The sequence below is a fragment of the Bacillus sp. J14TS2 genome, from assembly GCF_018333015.1.
Classification (GTDB): domain Bacteria; phylum Bacillota; class Bacilli; order Bacillales; family Bacillaceae_C; genus Lederbergia.
Genome location: NZ_BORE01000005.1, coordinates 56740 through 80952 on the forward strand (window position 1 = coordinate 56740; position 24213 = coordinate 80952).

General features: G+C 37.8%; 19 protein-coding genes and 1 CRISPR repeat array. Of the genes, 7 read left to right on the forward strand and 12 right to left on the reverse strand.

Annotated features, from left to right (window positions below):
* Position 1 precedes the first annotated feature (1 nt).
* The 4 genes from KI375_RS09285 to KI375_RS09300 all read right to left on the reverse strand — a co-directional run bounded on the left by KI375_RS09285 (position 2) and on the right by KI375_RS09300 (position 3879).
* On the reverse strand, positions 2-601 hold the full coding sequence (locus KI375_RS09285) for a response regulator transcription factor (RefSeq protein ID WP_212973232.1): 600 nt from the start codon (positions 599-601) through the stop codon (positions 2-4).
* A complete protein-coding gene (locus KI375_RS09290; RefSeq protein ID WP_212973233.1) occupies positions 598-1728 on the reverse strand; it encodes a sensor histidine kinase in 1131 nt (376 codons plus the stop codon). Before KI375_RS09290 ends, KI375_RS09285 begins: the two co-directional genes overlap by 4 nt.
* A 73-nt stretch (positions 1729-1801) precedes the next feature.
* The gene (gene desA, locus KI375_RS09295; RefSeq protein WP_212973234.1) at positions 1802-2851 is read right to left on the reverse strand and encodes a Delta(5) desaturase DesA; all 1050 of its coding nucleotides are present in this window, start codon (positions 2849-2851) and stop codon (positions 1802-1804) included.
* A 407-nt stretch (positions 2852-3258) separates the two neighbouring features.
* Positions 3259-3879, reverse strand: coding sequence for a histidine phosphatase family protein (locus KI375_RS09300; RefSeq protein ID WP_212973235.1), 621 nt, complete (start codon positions 3877-3879; stop codon positions 3259-3261).
* Positions 3880-4280: 401 nt separating this feature from the next.
* Positions 4281-4645: a CRISPR direct-repeat array (repeat unit 32 nt; unit sequence ATTTCAATCCACGCACCTAAGTAAGGTGCGAC).
* Between the two features lie 503 nt (positions 4646-5148).
* On the opposite strand from KI375_RS09300, the gene KI375_RS09305 reads away from it, so the two are divergent.
* The 6 genes from KI375_RS09305 to KI375_RS09330 all read left to right on the forward strand — a co-directional run bounded on the left by KI375_RS09305 (position 5149) and on the right by KI375_RS09330 (position 10894).
* A complete protein-coding gene (locus KI375_RS09305) occupies positions 5149-5970 on the forward strand; it encodes an ABC transporter ATP-binding protein (protein ID WP_212973236.1) in 822 nt (273 codons plus the stop codon).
* Positions 5971-5998: 28 nt separating this feature from the next.
* Positions 5999-6751: an alpha/beta hydrolase gene (locus tag KI375_RS09310; protein ID WP_212973237.1), complete on the forward strand. Its 753-nt coding sequence runs from the start codon at positions 5999-6001 to the stop codon at positions 6749-6751.
* A gap of 18 nt (positions 6752-6769) precedes the next feature.
* On the forward strand, positions 6770-7804 hold the full coding sequence (locus KI375_RS09315) for an NAD(P)/FAD-dependent oxidoreductase (RefSeq protein WP_212973238.1): 1035 nt from the start codon (positions 6770-6772) through the stop codon (positions 7802-7804).
* An 87-nt stretch (positions 7805-7891) separates the two neighbouring features.
* Positions 7892-8854: an ABC transporter substrate-binding protein gene (locus KI375_RS09320; RefSeq protein ID WP_212973239.1), complete on the forward strand. Its 963-nt coding sequence runs from the start codon at positions 7892-7894 to the stop codon at positions 8852-8854.
* Positions 8855-8949: 95 nt separating this feature from the next.
* Positions 8950-9879: a FecCD family ABC transporter permease gene (locus tag KI375_RS09325; protein WP_244852510.1), complete on the forward strand. Its 930-nt coding sequence runs from the start codon at positions 8950-8952 to the stop codon at positions 9877-9879.
* Positions 9872-10894, forward strand: a complete 1023-nt coding sequence (locus KI375_RS09330; RefSeq protein WP_212973240.1) for a FecCD family ABC transporter permease — start codon at positions 9872-9874, stop codon at positions 10892-10894. Before KI375_RS09325 ends, KI375_RS09330 begins: the two co-directional genes overlap by 8 nt.
* Positions 10895-11093: 199 nt before the next feature.
* Here the strand turns inward: KI375_RS09330 and KI375_RS09335 are convergent, their stop codons facing one another.
* The 5 genes from KI375_RS09335 to KI375_RS09355 all read right to left on the reverse strand — a co-directional run bounded on the left by KI375_RS09335 (position 11094) and on the right by KI375_RS09355 (position 19557).
* Complete coding sequence (locus tag KI375_RS09335; protein ID WP_374706824.1) at positions 11094-14240, reverse strand: hybrid sensor histidine kinase/response regulator; 3147 nt, start codon at positions 14238-14240, stop codon at positions 11094-11096.
* A gap of 305 nt (positions 14241-14545) precedes the next feature.
* On the reverse strand, positions 14546-15997 hold the full coding sequence (locus KI375_RS09340; protein ID WP_244852464.1) for a serine hydrolase domain-containing protein: 1452 nt from the start codon (positions 15995-15997) through the stop codon (positions 14546-14548).
* A 413-nt stretch (positions 15998-16410) separates the two neighbouring features.
* Positions 16411-17229, reverse strand: a complete 819-nt coding sequence (locus KI375_RS09345; RefSeq protein WP_244852512.1) for a carbohydrate ABC transporter permease — start codon at positions 17227-17229, stop codon at positions 16411-16413.
* 46 nt (positions 17230-17275) lie between these two features.
* Positions 17276-18145, reverse strand: a complete 870-nt coding sequence (locus KI375_RS09350; RefSeq protein ID WP_212973242.1) for a carbohydrate ABC transporter permease — start codon at positions 18143-18145, stop codon at positions 17276-17278.
* A 101-nt stretch (positions 18146-18246) separates the two neighbouring features.
* Positions 18247-19557, reverse strand: coding sequence for an ABC transporter substrate-binding protein (locus KI375_RS09355; RefSeq protein WP_244852467.1), 1311 nt, complete (start codon positions 19555-19557; stop codon positions 18247-18249).
* A 657-nt stretch (positions 19558-20214) separates the two neighbouring features.
* Between KI375_RS09355 and KI375_RS09360 the strand changes: the two genes are divergently transcribed.
* On the forward strand, positions 20215-21216 hold the full coding sequence (locus KI375_RS09360) for a LacI family DNA-binding transcriptional regulator (protein ID WP_244852469.1): 1002 nt from the start codon (positions 20215-20217) through the stop codon (positions 21214-21216).
* Between the two features lie 144 nt (positions 21217-21360).
* Here the strand turns inward: KI375_RS09360 and KI375_RS09365 are convergent, their stop codons facing one another.
* From KI375_RS09365 to KI375_RS09375, 3 genes are read right to left on the reverse strand one after another with little or no spacing between them, the layout of a single operon-like run.
* Positions 21361-22302 (reverse strand): nucleoside hydrolase, encoded by a 942-nt coding sequence (locus tag KI375_RS09365; RefSeq protein ID WP_212973243.1) that lies wholly within the window; start codon positions 22300-22302, stop codon positions 21361-21363.
* Entirely contained in the window at positions 22280-23260 is a 981-nt protein-coding gene (rbsK, locus tag KI375_RS09370) for a ribokinase (RefSeq protein WP_212973244.1), read from the reverse strand. Before rbsK ends, KI375_RS09365 begins: the two co-directional genes overlap by 23 nt.
* Before the next feature lie 29 nt (positions 23261-23289).
* The gene (locus KI375_RS09375; RefSeq protein ID WP_212973245.1) at positions 23290-24201 is read right to left on the reverse strand and encodes a carbohydrate ABC transporter permease; all 912 of its coding nucleotides are present in this window, start codon (positions 24199-24201) and stop codon (positions 23290-23292) included.
* Positions 24202-24213 lie beyond the last annotated feature (12 nt).

A 24213-nucleotide genomic window follows, 5' to 3' on the forward strand; every position in this document is an offset into this window, starting at 1 on the left:
ATTATTTGAACCATCCCTTTTTCTTTGATTGTGTGATGGCTTCGATTCGGTTGGTGACTTCGAGTTTGTCGAGGATTTGCGAAATGTAGTTTCGGACTGTTCCGGTTTTGATGCTGAGTTTTTCTGCAATTTCTTTTGTGTTTTTTCCATCGGCGACTAATTCTAATACTGCCTTTTCTCGCATTGTGAGTGGGTTTTCTTCCCTGTACAAGTCATCCATTAGTTCAGGAGCGTAGATTTTTCTTCCGGTCGTAACGTGGCGAATGGCATTTGCTAATTCTTCACTTGGATTGTCTTTTAGTAGATAGCCACAAACACCCGCTTTAATGGCACGCTGAAAATACCCAGAGCGTGCAAAGGTTGTAAGAATGATCACTTTGCAGTCTAAACTTTGCAGTTCCTCTGCTGCCTCTAATCCAGACTTTCCCGGCATTTCAATATCCATGATACAAATATCAGGTGCCAATTGATTGACCAACTGAACAGCTCCTTCTCCACTTTTAGCCATTCCAACTACTTCCATATCCTCTTCTAAATTAAGCAGTGAGCCAAGTGCACCAAGCATCATTCCCTGATCCTCTGCGATTACGATTCGAATCATGTATTTTCCTCCTTTACCTTCTTCATTACGGTCGGCACCGTCATCGTGAGGATTGTCCCCTTCCCTTCTGTAATGTCTAATGTTCCATTGACAAATTCCAGCCGCTCTTTCATCCCTATTAATCCATTTCCCTTCGCAAAGTAACGATGATCACTAATGCCCATTCCATCATCCTCTACTTTGATTTGAATCTCTTTATCCGATTGCTCAACTATGATCCAACATGTCGTTGCCTGGCTATGTTTGACCACATTGTTGACAGCTTCTTTGACACACATGCTTAAAATATTTTCCAGAAAAACGGATGCATTTTTCAGTTTAATATCTCGGTCTGTAATCAACTCAATCTGTGCTACCTGTAAAATTTCCTGAACCCTGATAAATTCTTCTCTTAATCTAATCCCTCGCATTTGCGAGACCATTGTTCTTACCTCATTTAAAGCAGTTCTAGCCGTTTGTTGAATATCACTCAACTCATTCCTTGCCTGCTCTGGCCGTTTATAGACTAATTTTCTAGCCAAGTCACTTTTTAACCCAATCATGGAAAGCTTTTGCCCCAATGTATCATGTAAATCACGTGCAATTCGTTGTCGCTCTTCTTGTTTCACCAGTTCAGCAATTTTATTATTGGCATATTCTAATTGTTGCTCTAATTTTTCCTGTCGTTTTCGGTTATAAATATTCATCGGCAACAAAATCACACTTAAACATAGAATAATGATAAATGGAAACTCTTGTAAAAATGAATTATTATGATAGATTGCAATCAGAATGATGGAAGTAGCGGTAAACAGTAAATGAAGAACATATAAAGTTATAAAGGTCATGCGATACTTAATATGACCAATACAGTAGGCTATATAAAAAGCGAAATAAATATATTGAAAAAGTAGAGACATTACCATTGAAATCGCAATTAAAATAAGCGTCCATAAATGGACAGGCCATTTTTTTGACACATAGGCAAAACGTAAAGCAACAAAGAAAATAATAATTAAAGTAATTCCAACAATGACTTCTACAACAGAAGACGATTGGAACACGAAATAAAATGGAAGAATCGCTAGAATCGTCCATATATAAGGAGAAATGCCTGAACTTTTTAATCTTTGCATAATCCTTTTCATCTCTTTACCCTCACTCATATCCCAAATAAAATAAGTTCCTTTGTCATCATATCACAAAGGAACTCGTGAACTTCTATGAATTTTTAACAGTTGGAAGCACGGTAGGTATTTTCTCTTCCTTGTTTTTTTCTATCACATTTTCTATTTCTTTAAATCCAATAAATCGTTTGTTCTTTTCATCCCATAAGCGAAAACGAAGAGAACGCAGACTGGTTGAAAGTGTAATTGTTGTTGCTTCTTGCAATGGTTTGTGATGATTATGCACTTCTTCTAAATAATAGTTTGGAATCCTCGGACTTAAATGATGGATATGGTGAAAACCAATATTTCCCGTTAGCCATTGGAGGACTTTAGGAAGCTTATAATATGAACTCCCATCCATAGCGGCTTTAACAAAATCCCAGTTATCTTGGTTTTCAAAGTAAGAATCCTCGAATTGGTGTTGAACATAAAACAACCAAATTCCAAGTGAGCCAGAAAGGAAAAAAATGGGTCCTTGAATTAATAAAAACGCTTGCCAACCGACTAACCAACATAATAGAACAATGGCCACAACGATTGAAATATTCGTAATATATGTGTTGCGCCTCTCTCTCGGTTTAGCGTTTTTCGTATTAAAACGATAAGAAATCAGGAAGATATAAATCGGACCCAGAATAAACATCACAAACGGATTGCGATACAAACGGTACGTTAATTTTTGCAATTTAGATGAAGCTATATATTCATCGACCGTCATCACCCAGACATCACCAGTACCACGCTTATTCAGATTACTACTTGTGGCATGATGGATGGAATGACTATGTTTCCATTGTTCATAGGGACAAAAAGTTAAGATCCCTGTAATTGTCCCCCAAATTTGATTCGCCCTTCTCTTTTTAAAAAAAGAGCCATGGCAGCAATCATGAAAAATAATAAAGATCCGCACTAAAAATCCAGACGCAATGATACAGAGTGCAAATGTAAGAAAATAGGATATGGACAGACTCTTATACGCAAAAAACCATAAAAGGCAAAACGGGCCAAGTGTGTTGATAACCTGCCAAATACTATTCTTCGTACTGGACTTTTCATAATGAGCAATTTGTTTTTTTAAATTTCGATGATCATGCTGAGACATGGATTCACGTCACCTTTCTCGCTATCATTTCTCCTAATTATAAAAGCAGGGAAAAAGCGATAAAAGGCATAGATGTCACGGACAAACCATGATAAATATCATGGTTTGTCCGTATATACTCCAGATTCTTCTTGAAAAAACTTTCTAGGGCCTGCCAACATAGGCTTCATTGGAGTTAAACCTAGAACTAACATGAGCAAAATTTATCCTTTTTTTCAAACATGTTTGAGTATACAATGCCCCTCTTACAAAGGTGCTCTCCTATAGATTACTAGGAAGAGGCATTTACTAAGATTAAACAAAGAGCCATTAGATTTTAAGTCATCTCAAAATCTAATGGCTCTGTTCTTATATTGTTTGGGCATCTAACTGGGAGATTATCCTCAAATCAATAATCCTTACTCGATTTATCTACTTATATTAGCAAGCTCCTGCAAATGGTGGATATCTCCTATTTTATTTACCCTAATATAATCTTTCGTAATCGTGAACCAATTCACGCAGGTATTTTCTTGATAAAAATGGACGTGTTGAGAATCGGATAGACCAATTAATTCTCTAATAAGATATTGATTCAACGTACCATGGGCAAACATCGCGATTTTAGCTTCCTCATGATATTCTTTCAATTGTTTGGTGATTTTGCTTACTCTTTCAATGATGATCGAGGGATTCTCATTTCCCTTATAAAGCCACCCATTTGGCTCAAAGTCTTCATCAAACTCCGCTTCTGGAAATTGCTCCAACAAGTCACTTAATACTGCTCCCTTACATGATTCAAGATGTCTCACTTCATAAGCATCTTTCATTACGATAATAGGCTTATTTATCGCTCTAGCAAAAGGCTGAGCTGTTTGTAATGCTCTTATGAGCGGGCTAGCAAGAATGTGCGTAATATCGGCGTCTATTAAGGACTGAACAACGAGTCTTGCTTGCTCTTCTCCACGTTCTGTTAAGGTACAATCAGGAATATCTTTACCTGTCGCATTTCCAACTGATTCTCCATGTCGAATTAAATATAATTCCATTTTTATATACCCCCATATTTCTATTTTAGCATACTCGTCTCACAACCATTTACTTACATTAGTATAGTTGCAAATTATATCTCCAAGCATTTTGAAAACCAAATTTTAGAGATTACTTAAACCATTCTAGCATTTCTGACTTCTAGCAATTTTTTCATACCTACTATATATACTAGGTTATTCCTTTAAGGGATGCAATGAAATATCCAATGTTTCCAATAGGTGCTTTTATTTCCACTATATTCAAGAGATGATTTTTTATGATGGTCATAATAGTACTCGCACTATACTACGAGAATTATTATATATACATCCCTAATTAGTAAACTATATGTAAAGTTCAATTTGCTCACTCATGAGGAGGGCAACGGGCGTTTTATGAATACGGGTACACCACCGAAATTTGAATTTGCGCACCTATGTAAGGTGCGACTCCTTTGTTATGTGGGCGATGGCAACCTTTCGAGATATTTCAATCCACGCACCTAAGTAAGGTGCGACAAGGGTGGGATTGAAAAAAACTCTTTTCCCACTCATTTCAATCCACGCACCTAAGTAAGGTGCGACGATATCATTTTTATTACCCTTTTTTACTTGAATTATTTCAATCCACGCACCTAAGTAAGGTGCGACAAAAATGACGTCAACAATCGCCGATAGGACAGTAATTTCAATCCACGCACCTAAGTAAGGTGCGACGAGGAAAACCAACGTATTATTACAAACTGGTCAGAATTTCAATCCACGCACCTAAGTAAGGTGCGACTCCGACCGTTTTCCAAGCATGTACATCAATGGTTTACACACCCAAAAGTGCGAGTCTCTGAGATAAGATTAGTTCTGATGTGTGTAACCAATTCCTCTGTATCTATCAAGTAGTTGTAAATCCCGCTAGATCAATGTACGAACCAATTAAGGTAGGAAGGTGCGAATCTCCTAGGATTTTTATGTGAGCTTCAGGTTCGCACCACTGATTATATAACTCAGATACTGCTGGATCTCACACATTGCTGCGCCCCAACAATAAGCTCCTTCCGCTAATAAAAATATGAAATGGAGATTTGCATTTATTTTCAGATTAATCTTATCATACCAAATCAAGCAATAGTTAATGAACCGCTTTATTTATCCTCCCGATAATGTTCTAGAGCCCACCGTCATATTGTTGTCATTAAAAAAATATGTTGTTTAAATAATCATTGACAATGAGAATCATTTTCAATAAACTTAGTAATTGAAAGTGATTCTCAATTGCGGAGGTGTAAACGAATGTTTGTGCTTAAGGCAGAAGAAATTAATGTCGCGTATTCAAAAGACCTGATTGTGAGAGATTTTTCGATTTCTATTCCTGAGAATAAAGTGACAACCATTATCGGTCCAAATGGCTGTGGTAAATCAACGTTCTTAAAAACTATTGCACGGATCTTGAAAGCTCAACATGGTACTGTGCTTTTGGAGGGAAAAGAACTTCAAACAATCCATACAAAGGAAATCGCGAAAAAAATGGCGATTTTGCCACAAACCGCTCAAGCGCCAGATGGATTGACTGTTTTTGAATTAATCTCTTATGGTCGATCTCCCCATCGGCGTGGTTTCGGAAGCCTAACAAACACCGATTATGATTATATACATTGGGCTATTCAAGTAACAGGTCTAGAAAAGTTTAAGGAAAGAACTATTGATGCATTATCTGGTGGACAATTACAGCGTGTCTGGATTGCCATGGCATTAGCGCAAGGAACAGACATTTTAATATTAGATGAACCAACCACTTATTTAGATCTAGCTCATCAAATGGATGTTTTATTGTTATTGCAAAAGCTTAATAAAGAGGAAGGTAAGACCATTGTGATGGTGTTGCATGATTTAAATCATGCTTCTCGTTTCTCCGATTACTTAATTGCGATGCGTGACGGTGAGTTAATTACGGAAGGTACACCAGATAAAGTGATGACATATGAAAATTTACAACAAATCTTTAATATTGATGCAGAATTTGCTACTTGTCCATACAGTCATAACCCAATTTGTTTGTCCTATCAATTACACGATGCCACGAGTGGTTTAAAAATAGCAGCATATGATCATTAATTATGCAATACTTTCGGAGGTGAATGAAGTGCAGACAGGTCAAATAGAAAAGTTCTCTTGGCATGAACGAGAATTAACGATCTATTTACCCCCGTCATATCAACGTAAAAAATCCAAGCAATATCCCGCTGTCATCGTTCAAGATGGAGGGTATCTCTTTTTAGAGTCTGTACAAGAAATTGAAAAAAATATCCATGACCAAATTACCGAGGAAATCATATTTGTTGGCATCACTTCTCTTAATCGCGATCAAGAATATACTCCGTGGAAAATGGAGGATTCTGCTGGTAATTGTTATGGTGGCGGAAATGCTGATGCTTATATAACGATGCTTGTTCAGAAGTTATTGCCCTTTTTACGCCGTAACTATCGGATATCATATCAGAAAACAGATATCGGAATGGCGGGTGCATCTTTTGGCGCTCTCGTATCACTTTATGCATTATTTAAGGAGTCAGAGTATTTCAGTAAGTTTTGCCTCCTCTCTCCTTCTCTATGGTATGAAAATTTTATTCATTTTGTAGAACAGCAACCAGACCTTGAGCATGAAACAAAGGTGTTTATGTATGTTGGGAAAAGAGAGGGCAAGGACCGTGACAATGCTTTAAAATTGATGGTTCCTAATAATAAAATCGCTTATAAACTTTTACAAACAAAACTTGTCCATCAAGCATCCGATATCACCATGATGACGGAGGAAAATGGAGAACATCTGCATTCGTTTTTCATTACATATTTTCCAAAAGCCGTCCGTTTCTTATTTCCAAAAATGAGTGAATAATAGAAAGGAAGATGATTGTTGAACACGAATAAAGAAATATTTGATATTACGATTATTGGTGGTGGGCCTGCTGGATTATTCGCCTCCTTTTATGCCGGTCTCAGAGAAATGAAGGTCAAAATCATCGAGACTCATTCAAAACTTGGTGGTAAAGTGCATGTGTATCCTGAAAAAATGATCTGGGATGTTGGCGGAGTTACACCTATTTCTGGTATGCAATTGATTGATCAAATGGTTGAACAAGGCCTTACCTTTTCCCCTGCAGTTGCTTTAAATGAAACGGTTCAATCCATCGAAAAAAGCAATGTTGGGATATTCCATATTCACACTTCATCAACAGTCCATTATTCAAAAACAATCTTATTAGCTGTAGGAGGAGGCATTGTCGATCCCATCAAGTTAGATATAGAAAATGCCCATGAATATGAACTTGGAAATCTCCATTATAACGTAAAAAGGCTCAAGGACTTTCAGAATAAGAGGGTATTGATTTCTGGCGGAGGAAATTCAGCAGTCGATTGGGCGAATGAGCTGGCTCCAATCGCACAACAAGTGACACTAATTTATCGTGGTGAATCTCTGAAAGGCCATGAAAAAGAAATATCACGTTTGAAAGAAAACAATATCAATTATTATACCCATACACAGATAGAAGAATTGCTAGGCCAAGATGGGCAGATTCATACAGTCAAACTATTAAATAATCAAAAAATGTCGACTGAATGGTTAGAAGTCGATGCAATTATTGTCAATCATGGTTATCAGCATGATCAAAAGTTGATAAGAGAAAGCAATTTAGATATTGCCTTAAAGGATGATTATTTTGTGGAAGGTAACGCAGCAGCGGAATCGACTATTCCCGGACTTTATGCAGCTGGTGATATTTTAAGCTATAAAGGTAAGTTAAATTTAATCGCTGGGGCTTTTCAAGATGCTGTCAATGCTATTAACAGTGCAAAGAAATTCCTTGAGCCAGACGCCTATGCATATGCTCGGGTCTCATCACACAATGACGCGTTTAAAGAGAAAAATAAACAATATTTGTATAACTAATATCCCTTATTGCTGGGAAAAAAACTTCACTTCAATTGAGAATGAATTTCATTTTCATTTAAAATTAAATACGTTGGAGGAACCATCATGCTTAGAAAATGGACAATATTTTTATCCTTGATTATTGTGTTAGGTTTAGTTGGTTGCAGCAGTGATAATAAAACAGAAAGTGAGGCAACTGTTGCTTCGACAGATAATGTGAGTGATAAAAAGCAAGAGATGCGGACTATCACCCATCTTGGGAAAGAATATGAAATTCCTGAAAAGGCCGAACGAATCGTGATTGTAGGTGCGATGGAATCATTTGAAGATTCTTTAGTACTGGACTTACACCCTGTTGGCGCCAATACGATTGGCGGGGAATTTCCCGAAGTGTTTACAAATGTCGTCAAAGAGGCTGAACCTATTGGAGAAAAAACCGAACCAAATCTAGATATCATTTTACAGCTAAAACCTGATGTTATTTTAGTAAGTACGAAATTCCCTGATGAAACGAAAGAAAAACTAAAAAAATTAGCACCGATGGTAGAGATTTCTCATATTTCTACAGATGGAATCGATAATTTAAAAACACTCGCTGATATAACAGGTAAAAAAGAAGAAGCTGAACAAGCAATTGAAGAATATAATCAAAAACTTGCTAAAACCAAAGAAGAACTTTCTGATTTAGAAGATTTAAATGTTCTTGCCATCCGTATAAGAGGTGGAGAACTGTACGTCTATCCAGATGATGTCTTTTTGAATTTAGTGATCTATCATGAATTTGGGTTACCTATTCCCGATGTGATTAAACAAGCGAAAGCTCAAGAGGCGATTTCACTAGAAAAATTATCTGAAGTCGATCCTGATGTTATTTTCGTGCAAAATGCTGAGGCTCAAAATGAAGACCAATTATTAAAGGATGTAGAGGATAATCCTATTTGGCAAAGTCTATCAGCAGTGAAAGAAGACAAGGTATTTGTCAATACCATTGATCCAATTCTAGAAGGTGGACCGATTTATAGTCGCGGTTTACTTCTTGATGCCATTAAAGAAAATTTAGGTGAGTGACGTTGAGGAATACAACCGTTACAGCAAACAGAAAAAGAGCAATCACTATTTTGTTACTAGCACCCATTTTCATCTGTTTAGTGATCCTCTTATCAATGTTATTTGGAACAAAGCAGATCCCATATACAACCATTTTAGAATCCTTTATTCATTTTGATAAAGACAATGCAGATCACCATATTATTACCTATTCGCGGTTTCCTAGAGCGATTGGTTCCTTTTTGATTGGCATGTTTTTGGCGATATCCGGTTCTTTAATGCAGGGGATGACAAGGAATTATCTTGCATCCCCTTCGATTATGGGTGTAACGGCTGGATCTGGTTTTGTCATTACGATCTGTATCGTCTTTTTTCCTAACTCTGGATCATTCTCACTCATCCTTTATTCGTTGATCGGTTCATTTCTTGGTGTGGTAATTGTATTTGGATTAGCTTCTGTCATCTCAAATGGCTTCCATCCAGTCCGACTAGCTATTATTGGGACCATTATCGGGACATTTTTAAGCAGCCTTGCGAGTGCATTGGCAATTTACTTCAAAGTGACCCAACAAGTCAGTTTTTGGTATAATGCCAGGTTGCATCAACTCGATCCGACGCTGATTACATTAAGTATCCCATTTGCGATTATCGGGGTTGGGCTAGCCATTCTTGTCTCCAAATCCGTGACAATTATTTCATTAGGAGAAGAAGTTGCAGTTGGATTAGGTGAAAAAACATTCAAGACAAAAGTGCTAGTTATTATTGCTGTCTCCATCCTTACTGGTATTTCGGTGGCCCTTGCCGGTGGAATCGCTTTTGTTGGGTTAATCATTCCCCATATCACACGTTTTTTTATTGGCTCAGATTATCGATTGATTGTGCCGGTTTCAGGCGTTTTAGGTGGCTTATTTTTAACATTAGCAGATGTAGGTAGCCGGTTTTTAAACTATCCATTTGAAACACCGATCAGTGTTGTCACCTCTATTATCGGTGTCCCCTTTTTCCTTTATCTAATAAAGAAAAAAGGAGGAAAAAGATATGCATAGCCCGGAACAGCGCCGCTTCTGGAAAGTGTTGGTCATCTTGGTGATCGGGGGGATCATCGCTAGTTATATTAGTCTTGTAAGCGGGGCTTATCAAGCAAGTTTTGCAGACGTATACCACACCCTATTTAGAATCAATCCATCTCACGAACTTGATTTAATGCTACTAGAGTTTCGCATGCCAAGAATTATTTTAGCTGGATTAGTTGGTTTTGGACTAGCGGTTTCTGGAACAGTTATCCAAGCGATTACGAGAAACGGTTTAGCTGATCCTGGTATATTAGGCATTAACGCTGGTGCAGGCTTTGCGATCGTTTTATTCATGTTCCTCTTTTTAGGGGAGATTGCCTATGAAGGCTGGTTTGCAGCACTGCTCATGCCTGCATTTGGATTTATCGGTGGACTCATTGCAGCTCTTTCCATCTTTTTATTAACGTGGGACAAAGGAAAATTGGACTCGCAACGACTAATTCTAGTCGGAATTGCAATCGGGATGGGGTTCAGTGCTGTTTCTTTATATATATCCTTAAAAATGGACGCAAGTAATTTCGACGCGGCTACAATCTGGCTTACTGGGACCATTTGGAATGCAAACTGGTATTTTGTCTTCGTTCTCATACCAATCCTTTTAATCCTTGTACCGATTCTATTTATTAAATCTCATACACTGGATTTATTTCAGTTAAGCGAAGAATCCGTCATCAATCTTGGGGTTCGAACTGAAAAAGAGAAGATCATTCTTTTACTAACAAGTATTGCGATTATTGCTACATGTGTATCTGTATCAGGCAATATCGGCTTCATTGGGTTAATAGCCCCACATATCGCCAGGAGACTCGTTGGTTTGAAACATCAATTTGTTTTGCCAATTAGTGGATTCATCGGGGCTATACTCGTCATCTGCGCTGATTTGATCGCCAAAACCATTGTCCTGCCCGCTGAATTACCAGTTGGAATTATCGTCGCCTTAATCGGAGTGCCGTATTTTATTTTCTTGTTACTTAAATCAAAAGTGTAAAATAGGAGGCTAACAGCGCGAGATTTGCGTTGTTAGCCTGTTGTTGAGGGTTAGAAAATCATGAGAGATTTTAGACTATCAAAATTGAATTGGTGACTGTTCCCCCTTGGGTCTCTAGTGTTTAATTTAACAATCATTGAACCCTAACGATTCGTTTCTATGAAACTAAGTCCTTTTTTAAAAAATCCTGAGAAACGTATTAACGTGGTGGGATACTGACCGTAAAGGTGACGGTTGTGCCTATATCTGGTGTGCTTATAATATGAAGCCCTGTGCCAAAGTGGCGTTTTAGTCGTTGATCGGTGTTGATGATGCCAACTCCCGTTTTCTGGTTTGCTTTTCCTGCTAATAAGCTGTTTAATTTAGCTTCTTCCATTCCAACTCCATCGTCTTCAACCGTGATATTAGCATAAGTATCATATATAGAAACACAGATAGAAACCTTTCCCCCACTGTTACGCTTCATAACGCCATGTCTAATGGCATTTTCTACCAATGGCTGGATTGTCAGGAAGGGAATTTTTACTTCTTTATCCTCATCGACTTCCCAAACGACTTGTAATCGGTCTCCGAATCGAACTTGTTCTATTTTAAGATAAGAACGTACAATGCTGAGCTCTTCTTCAATTGGAATAAACTCATCAAAATGTTGAAATTGAAATTTGCTTCTTAAAAAGTGACTTAGTTCATTTAATAAATCGCGCATTTTATCCAGATCCATCTCACTTAAAGCCGCAACAGAATTGAACACATTAAATAAAAAGTGAGGCTGGATTTGAGCTTGTAACCACGCGGATTCTAGTTGCAGTTGTTCCTGAACCACTTGTTTGACAGTAGTGAGTGCTTTGATACGGGTTCTTATTTCTAAAGCTTCAACCGGCTTCATAACATAGTCGTTTGCTCCAGCTAAAAATCCTGCTTGTATATCTTTGGGTTTGCTCCTTGCAGTAAGCAATAATATAGGGAGTTCCGTCAAAGAATATCGTTCGCGAATGATTCGGGTTAGCTCATATCCAGACATCTGCGGCATCATAATATCAGAAACCACTAAATCCCATTCTCTATCATCTAAGATGTTCAAAGCTGCTTGTCCACTTGTTGCAGTGATTACATCGAACTCCTCCTCTGGCAGGATGGATTCTAGTACCTGAAGATTAACGGGGTCATCATCAATAGCCAATATAGAAAGACGTTCTGTATCCATCTCCCGTTGCGAAGTATCTGTTGTAGATGCCAAGATTTTCATTTCATCAGCATCAACTGCAGCAGCTGTAATATGATGAACAGACAGACTTTGTGTGATTGACTGTTCAGATCGATAAACTTCAGTATTCTTTTTCTTCGCATTTAAATCAGCTAATTCTAACGAAAATGTAAACTTCGATCCTGCTCCTAATACAGAGGACACTTTTAAAGTACCTCCATGGAGTTCTATCAATTGTTTACTTATACTTAACCCTAATCCAAATCCGCCCTCCATCATTGTTTCATTGAAGTCTGCTTGCTCATATGGGTGAAATAAGCGCTGAATCATGGTTTTATCCATCCCAATCCCAGTATCTGATACAACAATATAAGCTTTTTTCTCCTTAACAAAAGCTTGAATTGTAATTTCGCCTTCGTTCGTGTATTTCATCGCATTATGAAGCAAATTGAAAACAACTTGAGTCAATCGATTTTCATCTGCTATCACAGGGGGTAAATCTTCCGGTATTTGATTGACAAACTTCACTGATTTGACTTCTACCATGAATTGCAGCATATCCATAACAGCGATCACGATCGGCTCTAGAGAAATAACTTTTTTCTGTAAACGTGGTGTACCTGCCTGAATACTCTCTACATCAAGTAAATCATTTAAAATGACCGTCAACCGTTGCCCAACAGATAATATTGTTTCAAGTTCCCGAATGCTCTCTTTCCGCAATGCAGGTTGTTCTCTCATTAAAAGCGATTGTGACATATTAAGAATACTATGGAGTGGATTTTTAAATTCATGTGCTGTATTAGCCAAAAATTGATCCTTTTGATCATTCATTCTTTGCAAAGTCGAAGCAAGCTCCTTTGTTTCAGCATGCATGTCAAAATAACCTTTAAACCAAATTGATGCAAAACAACCGATCGAAATAATCTTATCAAATGGATAATGGACACCACTAATGCCACTTTCCTTCCACCCTATCTCCCATATAAAATGATGAATGATTGCTGTAAGGGAAAAAAGTAGTAAAGTATTTTCTTCTCTATTATCAGTAAGCCTTTTAAAAACTGTAATAATCGTAACTGTAAGGGTGATCCCAACCAACAGATAATAAACTGGAAATAGTTTTATAATTTGAGTGGGATGCAAAAATAATGTAATTATAGCCATTCCAATAAGTACGGATCCATATACGGGAGAAATTTTCCGCCAATATGAAGGCATCCACGGCCCTTTCATACACTGCAATAATGCATAACAGCAGATTGTAATCGGAAAATTCGCCAAACGAAAATCCCATTCATGGCCAATATTAAATAGTAAATGGAATAACTTCTCATCATTGCTTACTAAATTCATTAATGTAATACAAAATACTAGCAATGAAAAATATAGCAGCTGCTTTTCCCGATTTCCTAGAAAAAATAAAATAAGGGCATACACGGCATGCATCAAAAAAATAACGGCAACTAGTAATTGCATCATATACGATAATTTCATTTCCTTCATAATGGTTGCTTCAGTACCAAATTTAATCGAGCGAGCAATCCCACCACTACGAGCATCAGTAAAATTTGTCGCCTGAACCACAATCTCAATTATGCCATTTTCATCTGCCGTAAATGTTGTTGAATAAGGCAAATTTTTCGCTACATAGTCATCCTTTGTTTTTCCCACCTGCCCAGATTTAGCCAACAATCGTCCATTGACATATACTTCTGAAGAGCTGCGCACACTTGGTACACGAATACTATAATTATAGTTTTTTTCCGAATCAACATGCACACGCAAACGATAGCTTCCAAATCCATAGGGAGTTGACTTCTTGTCATCCAGATCTCTATTCCATCTCCCTGGTACCTGAATAAACTGTTGCGAGTTCTTGCTAACATTCAATGATTGCTCATCATCCATCAATAGTTCGGACGGATAAAACTCCCATTCCCCATCTAGCAAAAGGATTCCATCCTCTTCCCCATGCCAATCACGTAAATCCAATTGACCCTTTTTAATCGTCGAGTGCTGCTGATCATGAAATGAGTCCGTCCATAACATTCGTGCACCTACTAGAAGAATGATAAAAAGTACAAGCGATAATAAAATATATCTATTTTTCATGGGCAAATTTGGCAAAGCGCTTGCCAAACAGACCCCCTCTCTATAACAGCATATATCTATTTTTACATATACAACGATTAATTTCATATTTATTTTAACAGGTTCTAAATGAAGCGGTATTAAAAGATATTTCTCCAAATACTGATAGAAAAGGTCCTACAAAATCTCATAATTTGTATTTCCGTATACTCTATATGATCTTGAAGCTCCTCATTTAGAGAAGAGCATTCTTCATCGCTTTAACGCAGTACCCTTGTGGGGGCCTGTCCCCAACAGTTGTCCCCAACAGTTGTCCCCAACAGTTTCTCATAAACTTACGCTCCAATGTCCTTTCATATCCATTTTCCGTATATAGTAGGACGTTCTACTGCTTTATCTGTATTGACTGAGCGATTTAAGCTGAGCCGATTTCCTTGAAAATGACAAACAACCGTATCTGTAAAGGGAGTTTCTACAAAACACCATGTCAGTTCTAATTCATGTTGATTCCTCCATCCTGCTCTGGCACTGACCTTTAATTGATCAGGTTGATAGTGATGATGAAGGTTATGCCCGGTCATCGTGGTCGTTCCATCTAGCCATGTTTGATACCCACACAAAATTTCATGTTCTCCCTGATCATCCTTCAACCTAAATTGGCAAAAATCTGCTCCAAATACAAAAACGATCTCTTCTACATGATCCAGATTTTCATCCATTCTAAAAATCTTCCCAGACACGTTAGAAGATATCGGAGAAGTGCTTATTGGATAAGATGGAATCGGTAAAATCCGATGACTCATTTTAGTTATTAGAGATTTATGTCCTTGCTCATTTATCTGTAGGGGCTGATTTCTTATTGCTGGGAATAGATTTTCCCATACCTGATCCAATATTTTCCCGGCATTATCACATCCACTTGTAATGGCTATCACTGTATCCTGGGCAGGCATCACAATACATAGCTGACCAAATTTTCCATCCGCCCGATACGCATCATGCCGGCAACGCCAAAATTGATAACCGTAACTTTGTTGATCCTCTAAAGAATCTCCGGTTGTAATCTGACATGCCGTTGCTTCTTCTACCCAAGCAGCAGGTAACAACTGCTTTCCCTTCCATGAGCCCTTCTGCAGTATAAACTGACCAAATTTCGCTATATCTTCTGTCTTAAGGCTTAATCCGCCTCCACCTGTCGTATTCCCTTCTGGAGAGGTATCCCAACTTGGTTTCATAATACCTAAAGGATCAAATAATCTTGGCTGAAGATAATCAGCCATCTTCAGTCCTGTCGCCTGTTGTATGATGGCTGATACCATATGAGAGGCAAGCGAATTATATTGAAAGTGGATGCCTGGTTCATGTTCGACAGCTAACTGAAAAAAGTGCTCTACCCAACTTCCTTGCAGCTGACGTAATTCTCCACCCATCGTTGGCTTCGTGTGCCCAACACTCATGGTTAGCAGGTCTTTCACTCTTATTTCCCTAAATTTACTTTTGGCTCGTTTCTTCATTCCTGGAAAAAAGGAACGCACCTCTTCTTCTAGCGATACCAATCCTTCCGAAATAGCAAACCCCATCGCCAATGCCGTAAAACTCTTCGTCATTGAAAAAAGCATATGCTTATAATCGGGTTTATATGGGGTCCACCATCCCTCCGCAATCACAGAACCGTGACGGGCCATCATAAAACTATGAAGTTCGATCTTTTCTTCCTCGATTCGCTCCAAAAAACGAGAAATTGTGATAGAATCAACCCCCTTCTCTTCCGGAGTACTTCGAAGCAGCGCCATTTCTACATGCATTTTTACATCCTCTCCTTATTTATCCATTGGAAATTCTATTTTAATCCACCTTAGGTTAAACCGTTAAGTGAACAACCCCTCCTTGATCGTTCACAAGTATCTCTGTTTCCGATGTGAACTTCTCTCCAACCTTCTTTTTCATGATCGTCACCTCTCCACACTTATACGTTATGTATAGTATACCAAACATATATTCTCTACAACAAGTATAAATAGAAAGAAAATAAAAAAAATTCTGTTTACAATGACCCATCCTCCTCCCTGTTCGCTTAGCTCCCTGAGGAAGAGGACTTCTTTCGGCGGGCTGTTAAAATCGCAAATATGGAATTCGCAAAAAGTCCCAGAAGTCTAATTGACCACTGGAACTTCCTTCAGCAATTAACCTCTAAGGATTCGGGATTTCGAAACCTTCCTTACCCCTTAATACCAGTTAAAGCAACTCCTTCAATAATATGTTTTTGAGCGATAATATAAATAATTAAGACTGGAATTACGGAGATTGTTGAGCCCGCCATCATTAATGCCCAGTCTGTTGCATAAAGACCTTTAAAATAGTTGAGAAGCAACGGCACGGTAAATAACTCTGGTGTGCTTAAATAAATCAATGGCTGTAGAAAATTGTTCCACGAGCCCAAAAATAAGAAAATCCCAACTGCAGCTAGTGCCGGCCTAACTAGCGGTAAAACAATTTTCCAATAAATTTTGATTGGATTAGCTCCATCCATGATAGCTGCTTCCTCTAACTCATTTGGAATTCCCATAATAAATTGCCTTAGTAAAAATACCGCAAATGCATTGAATAATGCGCCCGGCACAATAATGGATAAATGTGTATCCAACCAACCAATTTTATCCATAATCATATAAAGAGGAATCATCGTAACTTGGTTGGGAACCATCATGGTTGCCAAAAAGAAGATAAATAGGAAATTCGATCCTCGAAATTTAATTTTTGCAAACGCATAGGCAGCCATCGATGCTGTTAATAATGAAACACCAACAACGAGAAAAGTAATATAGAAACTGTTCCAATAAGCCCTCCCGAATGGCATCGCTTGTAAGGAGTCTGGATAATTTGACCAAACAAATGGGTTAGGAATAACCTCCGGAGGAATGATAAAAATCTGTGAAATATCTTTCAAGGAACTGCTGATTGACCACAAAAAAGGGAAAATCATAATTAATGATCCACATATTACCAAAAAGTGGATGATTAATGTAAATAGGTTCATTTTCTTCCTACTTCTTTTAAGTATTGGATTTTTGACTTCAACTGTATTAGCTTTCATAATGGACCCACCTTTTCGATGCACCAAACTGAATAAGTGTGAAAATCAAAATAATGACAAACAGGATCATTGCAACAGCCGAGCTTTCGCCCATTCGGAAGTTAACAAATGCGGTTTCGTATATGTGGTATACAAGGGTATAACTAGCTTTTGCGGGACCTCCACTTGTCATAACGAAAGCCTGATCGAATACCTGAAATGAACTAATGATCGCCATGATAGAGACGAAAAAAGTTGTTGGTGATATCAATGGCAATGTAATATGACGAAATTGCTGCCACTTAGATGCCCCATCGATTTGGGCAGCTTCATAATAACTTTTGGATACCCCCTGGAGGCCAGCCAAGAAAATCACCATATTATATCCCACTTGCCACCAAATGCTTAACATCGCAATCGAAATCATCACCCATTTCGTATCAGTCAACCATTGTGGACCTTGAATCCCAATCACCTCTAACACTTGGTTTAAAATGCCAAAGTCACCGTTTAAAATCCACATCCAAATGACTCCAACAGAGACAGAACTTGTCACAACAGGCATGAAAAAAAAGACCCGATATAACTCTTTTCCTTTAATATTATTTAGTGTTATAGCTAATAACAGGGAAATCGCAATTCCTATAGGAACATATAAAATTGTATACAAAGCTGTATTCCATATAGCCTTCCAAAACACTCTATTCTGAAATTGACTGATAAAGTTGCTGAAGCCAACAAAGTTTTTTGTTCCAAATCCATCCCAGTCTGTAAAACTGAGGACAAAAGCGAAAACAAGCGGAACTACGGAAAAAGCCAAAAGACCTATTAATTGCGGGGTTAAAAAGAAATAGCCCCAAAACGTGTTATTTTTTCTCATGTTCTCTAATCCCTCCAAAAGAACAAAATCTGCTTTATCCATGATCTCCATCAAAAATAAGAGAGAAATATCATCTCCCCTATTTATGACCGTTCCTTCATCTAGTTCTCTTGCTTATGTTTCTCTACTATTTCTTTTACTTTCTTGGAAACTTGTTTCATCGTTTTTTCCGAATCTTGTTTGCCAAGATACATAAGGTCCATGATGTCGGTTACTTCTTTGCCTAGACCGGGAATTCGAGTTTGCTGATCTTCAATTCTCCCAATATCGCGTGCATCGATAAGGTATTCAGGGTGATCTGGAGTTTTCGCTTCCTGGACTAGCTCATCAATTCCAGTTACGGATGGGATCGCATTTCCATTCTCCGTCTGGCGCACCTTTTGTCCCTCCTCCGAAGTGTAAAAGGACATAAATTTCATAGCTTCTTCTAGATGTTTTGATTCTTTGTTCACAGCCATGAATGCTACACCAATAGAAGTAGGTTCCATTTTATTTTCGGTATTAGTGGGCCAAGGAATGTAGTCAAATTCCAATGATTTATTTTCACTAAACATTGGTGTGAGCCATCTCCCTGCATTGATAAATCCAACTTGATTTGACATGAACATGGCATCAGCACCCTGCCCTTTTGGTAAAGAACCAGCATAGATAGCCTGATCATTTTGGATTAACCTTTCAAGATATGTGAAAACTTCTTGTGCTTTCTCGTTTTCTTCTAAAATATACTGCCCATTATCATCATAAAGTTGTCCACCATTGGACCATACCCAAGAAAAGAAAACCTCATTATTATTGTCTACTACAAAGCCCTTTTTACCATCATCCCTAATTTTACCTGTTATTTCTTCGAAGGTGTCCCAATTCCAATTCCCTTCCTCGTATAAGTCTTGTGGTGTCTTTTCTATACCAGCATCTTCAAGAATTTTTTTGTTGTAATACATTAGGTATGGGTTTGCATCAACACTTACGCCATATATTTTTCCATCTAGTTCCGCCGGCCCCCACATTCCTTCTGAGAACTCCTCCGGTTTCACAAAACTTGAGGAACTATCAAGGAAATCTGTTAAATCTGCAATAACTCCTGTTGAGATCAATTTTGAGATCGTTTCACTTCCAGCATAAAAAACATCGTTTCCTTGACCACCCGACAATTGAGTTAACAGTTTTTGTTCATAATTGTCACTTGGAACAGGGATTAATTTCACTTTTATATTTGGATTTTGCTTTTCATATTCATCTAAAGCCCTTTGATACACCTTAATTTCTGCTGGATTTCCCCATGCAGACATAGTCAATTCAATTTTCTTTTCGTCATTAGAAGCTGATCCTGAGTTTGAGCCAGAACTACTACACCCAGTGACAAGCAGCACAATCACGAGTAGAAATGCAGCGAATTGCGATTTCCTTTTCAATAAGACGCCCCCTATGTTAATAATTGAATATCATTTTTTAAATAAAATGTCCTAGCAGTAAGTTTTCATTGTTGACATATAACAACAGTATCGATAGTTATTTCCTCTTTCCATCAGAAAAATCTACTTTACCGTCTCCCCCCTTATCTTTCCCGCTAGAACATTTAGGCAGCTATCTTTCTCACATATGAATGAGTGAACGAACTCTTCCAAAGCTTATTCCTCTTCCTTTGTATACTGAGAGTTCGTTCAATCATTATATATATATGGATGAAAAATATAGAAAAGAACATAAGACACCCAAACTCTTCTAGCTCATAATAAAACGAGAGGCCAATTCCCTAGATTTCTCCGGCGTTCCTCGAATTTTAATTTCTCCCATTCCTCCAACTGTTTAACTTCAACAAAATGTTTAGCATAAAAGAACTACTTCATCGCAAATCTTACTCATATATAGCTTTGAAGTGGCAGTTTATTACCATCTTTCCTTTACCACGCTATCACTGTACCCTACTGGGGGACTGTCCCCGAAGTGGTCAAATATCCTTTGGTATGGTAGTATTATTGCAACTAACATGTTACCGGTTACATATTAAGTGAGGGTTGTTTTATTGTTTAAATATGGATAAAGACTTATTTGTAAAGGGGGAAATTTTATTGGCTACGATAAGAGATGTGGCAAGGTTGGCTAATGTATCTGTAGCAACTGTTTCAAGGGTAATTAATCAGAATGGTTATGTGCATAAGGATACGGAATCGAAAGTAAGAAAGAGTATGGAGTTGTTAAATTATAAACCTAATTCTGTTGCAAGGGCTTTAGCTAATAAACGGACGGAGAGTTTGGCGTTAATTGTTCCTGATATAACGAATCCTTTCTTTCCTGAGTTAGCAAAAGCAATCGAAGATACCGCTAGAGGTTTTGGTTATAGTCTAATTCTCACTAGTCCGGAATTTAATGCTAATTCTAATAATAACTACCTGGAAAATCTCATTAATCGTTATATTGACGGCATCATCTGTTCATCTAGTGAAATTCCAGAAGCGGATATAACCCAATTACAAAAGGTAGGAATACCAATCGTTGCACTTGATAGAGCTGTGAATTCCAAAGGGATAACTTCTATAAGTGTGAATAATTATGATGGAGGAAGGAAGGCGACACAACACCTGCTATCCATAGGCTGCAAAAAAATTGCCCATATAAGTGGTCCACTCCATGTTAATACTTCACTTGCAAGGTATAGAGGGTATGTCGATACACTAGACAGTACCCGATTATTTGATCCATCTCTTATAAGGGAGGGAGACTTTACAATTGAAAGTGGAATTAATAATACATACGCATTATTAGAAAAACATCCAGATATAGATGGTATCTTTACTGCTAATGATTTAATGGCTGTCGGTGCGCTTAAGGCTTTAATTCGTCTTAAAAAAAGGATTCCCGAGGATATTGCCTTAATTGGGTTTGATGGGATCACTCTCGGCACTGCGGTTGAACCTGAAATAAGCACTATCGCTCAATCAATCTATGATATTGGCTCGTTAGCTGTTAAAAAACTTATTAGCCAAATTAACAATAAACAGGATACCGAGGAATTATCCCAAGAGTTGGAAGTACAACTTGTGCAAAGAGCTACAACATTAAGAAAGTCATAAGAACAAAAGAGCAAGGCGCCCGCCTATCGGTGACAAGCAAATGTTCTGAGACAAAGAAAGGCGTTCTTTGCCCCAGGTTATTTGCTAAAAACACGAAAAAGGCAACTCATTATCCATTTTGGGAATGGTTGCCTTTGCCTTTTCCTACATTTTAACGCTTGATTCTTTGGCCAGCTTTGTAAACAAGTCTTTAAAGATCACATCACGATTTACATGATGGGCATATCTTATAAAATGTCGGGATGAATCAAAACTCCATGTTACTTGGTCAGTCAATATAGGACTGTGAACGATCTGAGTAAGCACAGCCTCTTCACTATTAAGAAGATAAGCGATTGCTGAAATATCCCAAATCACTTTTGAATAAGCATAATGATCCTGATGGTATTCTGCAAATCTTTTAGCTAAGAAATCGCCAATTTCTCCTTTGCCTACAACAAACTTTTCAATCTCTGAAAGGGTTGTAAGTAAATGGGATGTAACACCCATACAAGGGATAAGTACTAGTGGAACTCCACAGTCAAATAGTATCTGTGTAGCTAAGACATCCTGTTTCAAATTAAATTCTTTCGCATCTGACCAGTGAAACGCATGACCTCCCAACCATACAACCACAATCTTATCAATAATTTCTGGCTCAATTAATATTGCTGAGACCACATTGGTAATCGCTCCTATCGCTACTACATACAAGGGCTCGTCTTCTGTTGCTGACATGGCGCGTTCCACTATATCTAAAGCTGCCTCACTACGATATGGGTCATTTTTAGATTCTAGAAACCCCCTAGACCCTTTATAGACAAAGCCTTCTGAGACTACATTTATACGCTTGAGTATTCTTAAAATCTCATCATAACTTTTCTCCATTCCATTTTCAGGTCCTGATGAGCGATTATTATGGAATGGCGCTGCATAAATCGCCTCCACATTCAATTTATCTTGTGATTGAAGTGCATACACAATAGCAAACTGATCATCGATTTCATTAAATGTATCTGTATCTAGAACCATACGAACTTTTGAATGCGGATCAGGAGGGGTTAATTTTTTTAATAAAATGTCTTCACTCATTTTTGGAAAACTCATTTTCACACTCTCCTTTAATGAATAAATTATTATGAGTCTCATAGTTAGATTGTAAAAGCTTGCTGATTTCTTCATGACCAGGGATTGATAATTGTGCACCCTTCTTCATAATAGCTATCGCGGCGGCAGCAGTGGCAAACTTCAATGCATCCTTTATAGTCTTATTTGCTGCAATTTGTGCTGTAAAGGCTCCAATGAAAGTGTCTCCTGCAGCGGTTGTGTCTTCCACCTTAACTTTAAACGGCTGTGTATAAATTCGCTCCCCACTTTCATTAAAATAAATGGACCCTTTAACACCAAGTGTTAAAATCACCTCCTTAACTCCAATGTTTATTAATTCCTTGATTGCTTCTTGTGCATCGCGTAAATTATGGATACCTATCCCGGTCAAAAACTCAGCTTCATTTTCATTTAATATAAGCACATCAATTTTCGACAAAATTTCTTTTTCGATATTACTAGCTGGAGCTGGATTAAAAATGATTTTTATTCCTTTTTCATGCGCCTTATCTATTGCATATCTTGATGTGCTCCAAGGAATTTCGTTTTGTAGCAGGAGTATATCAGATTGATTAATAATAGACAGAAGTCTCGTTACATCTTCAATGGATAGCTCTGCATTCGCCCCCTCGGATAATACTATATTGTTATCTCCTTGTGCATTAACTGTTATAAACGCCAAGCCGGAATTAGTATTTTTATGGAGCAGATGTTTTGTCGGCAAACCCATTTCAGCAAAATTCTCCATCAGTTTTTTTGCAAATATATCGTTACCAACTGCCCCTATGAAGGTGATATTTCCTCCAGCCAAGTAAGTTGCGACAGCTTGGTTTGCCCCTTTTCCGCCGCAATAATAATCAGTCCCCCATCCCTTCACCGTTTCTCCTGTAATGGGATGTTTTTCTACCAGGGTAACGATGTCCATATTTATACTTCCTAAAACAGTTACATTCTTCAAAAATAATCCTCCTTGATTTATGAAAATGGTTATTCTTTTGCTCCTGTATTTGAAATCCCCTGAACAAAATACTTTTGCATTGGTAAAATGAGCAACACGGGGACAATTATACCTAAAACAGAAGCAGCGAACATTTCATTCCAAAATGTTGCATGTTCAGTAACAAAATCCCCCATTGCCACCTGAAGAACTTTATACTTTTTTGATTGTGTAACGATTAAAGGCCACATAAAGGATTCCCAAGAAAAAATAAAGACTAGTAAACTTGCACTCACAGTAACCGGCTTACAGAGAGGCATGACAATCTTCCAATAAATTTTCCACCATGAGGCACCATCAATTTTTGCTGCCTCTATTAAGGAATCTGGGATATCAGTAAAAAATTGCCGATATAAGAAAATAACGATCCCATTTGCAATACCGGGTACAATAAGTCCATAATATGAATCGAGCCAGCTGAGACCATCTACAATGTTATATAAAGGGATTGCGATAACCTCGAATGGAATCATAAAAGTTAATAAAACTAACAAAAACAATACAGTTTTTCCTTTGAATTCAAATTTCGCAAAAGCAAACGCCGCCATTGAATTAATATACACAGCAAAGACCACAGTAACAATTGATACAAAGAATGTGTTGAGGAAAACTCTCCCGAAACCCCTTTCAGTAAATAGATTCATATAAGCGTCAAAAGTAATTTCAGTGGGGATAAACGTTTTCCAAGATATAGGAGAGACATACCTAAAAATATCCTCCAATGGACGAAAAGAAGAAACTACAGCAAATAGTATAGGAAACAAGACAATAGCGGCCAAGAGAATATGAAGCAGATACAGTAAAACCGTAGTTATTTTCTCAATTCTTTTGTTTGGTTTTATTCTAGAAATATTCGTTTGTTGGAACTGTTTTCTTTGCGGGACAATACGACTATTCCCCATCTTTCTGAGCCT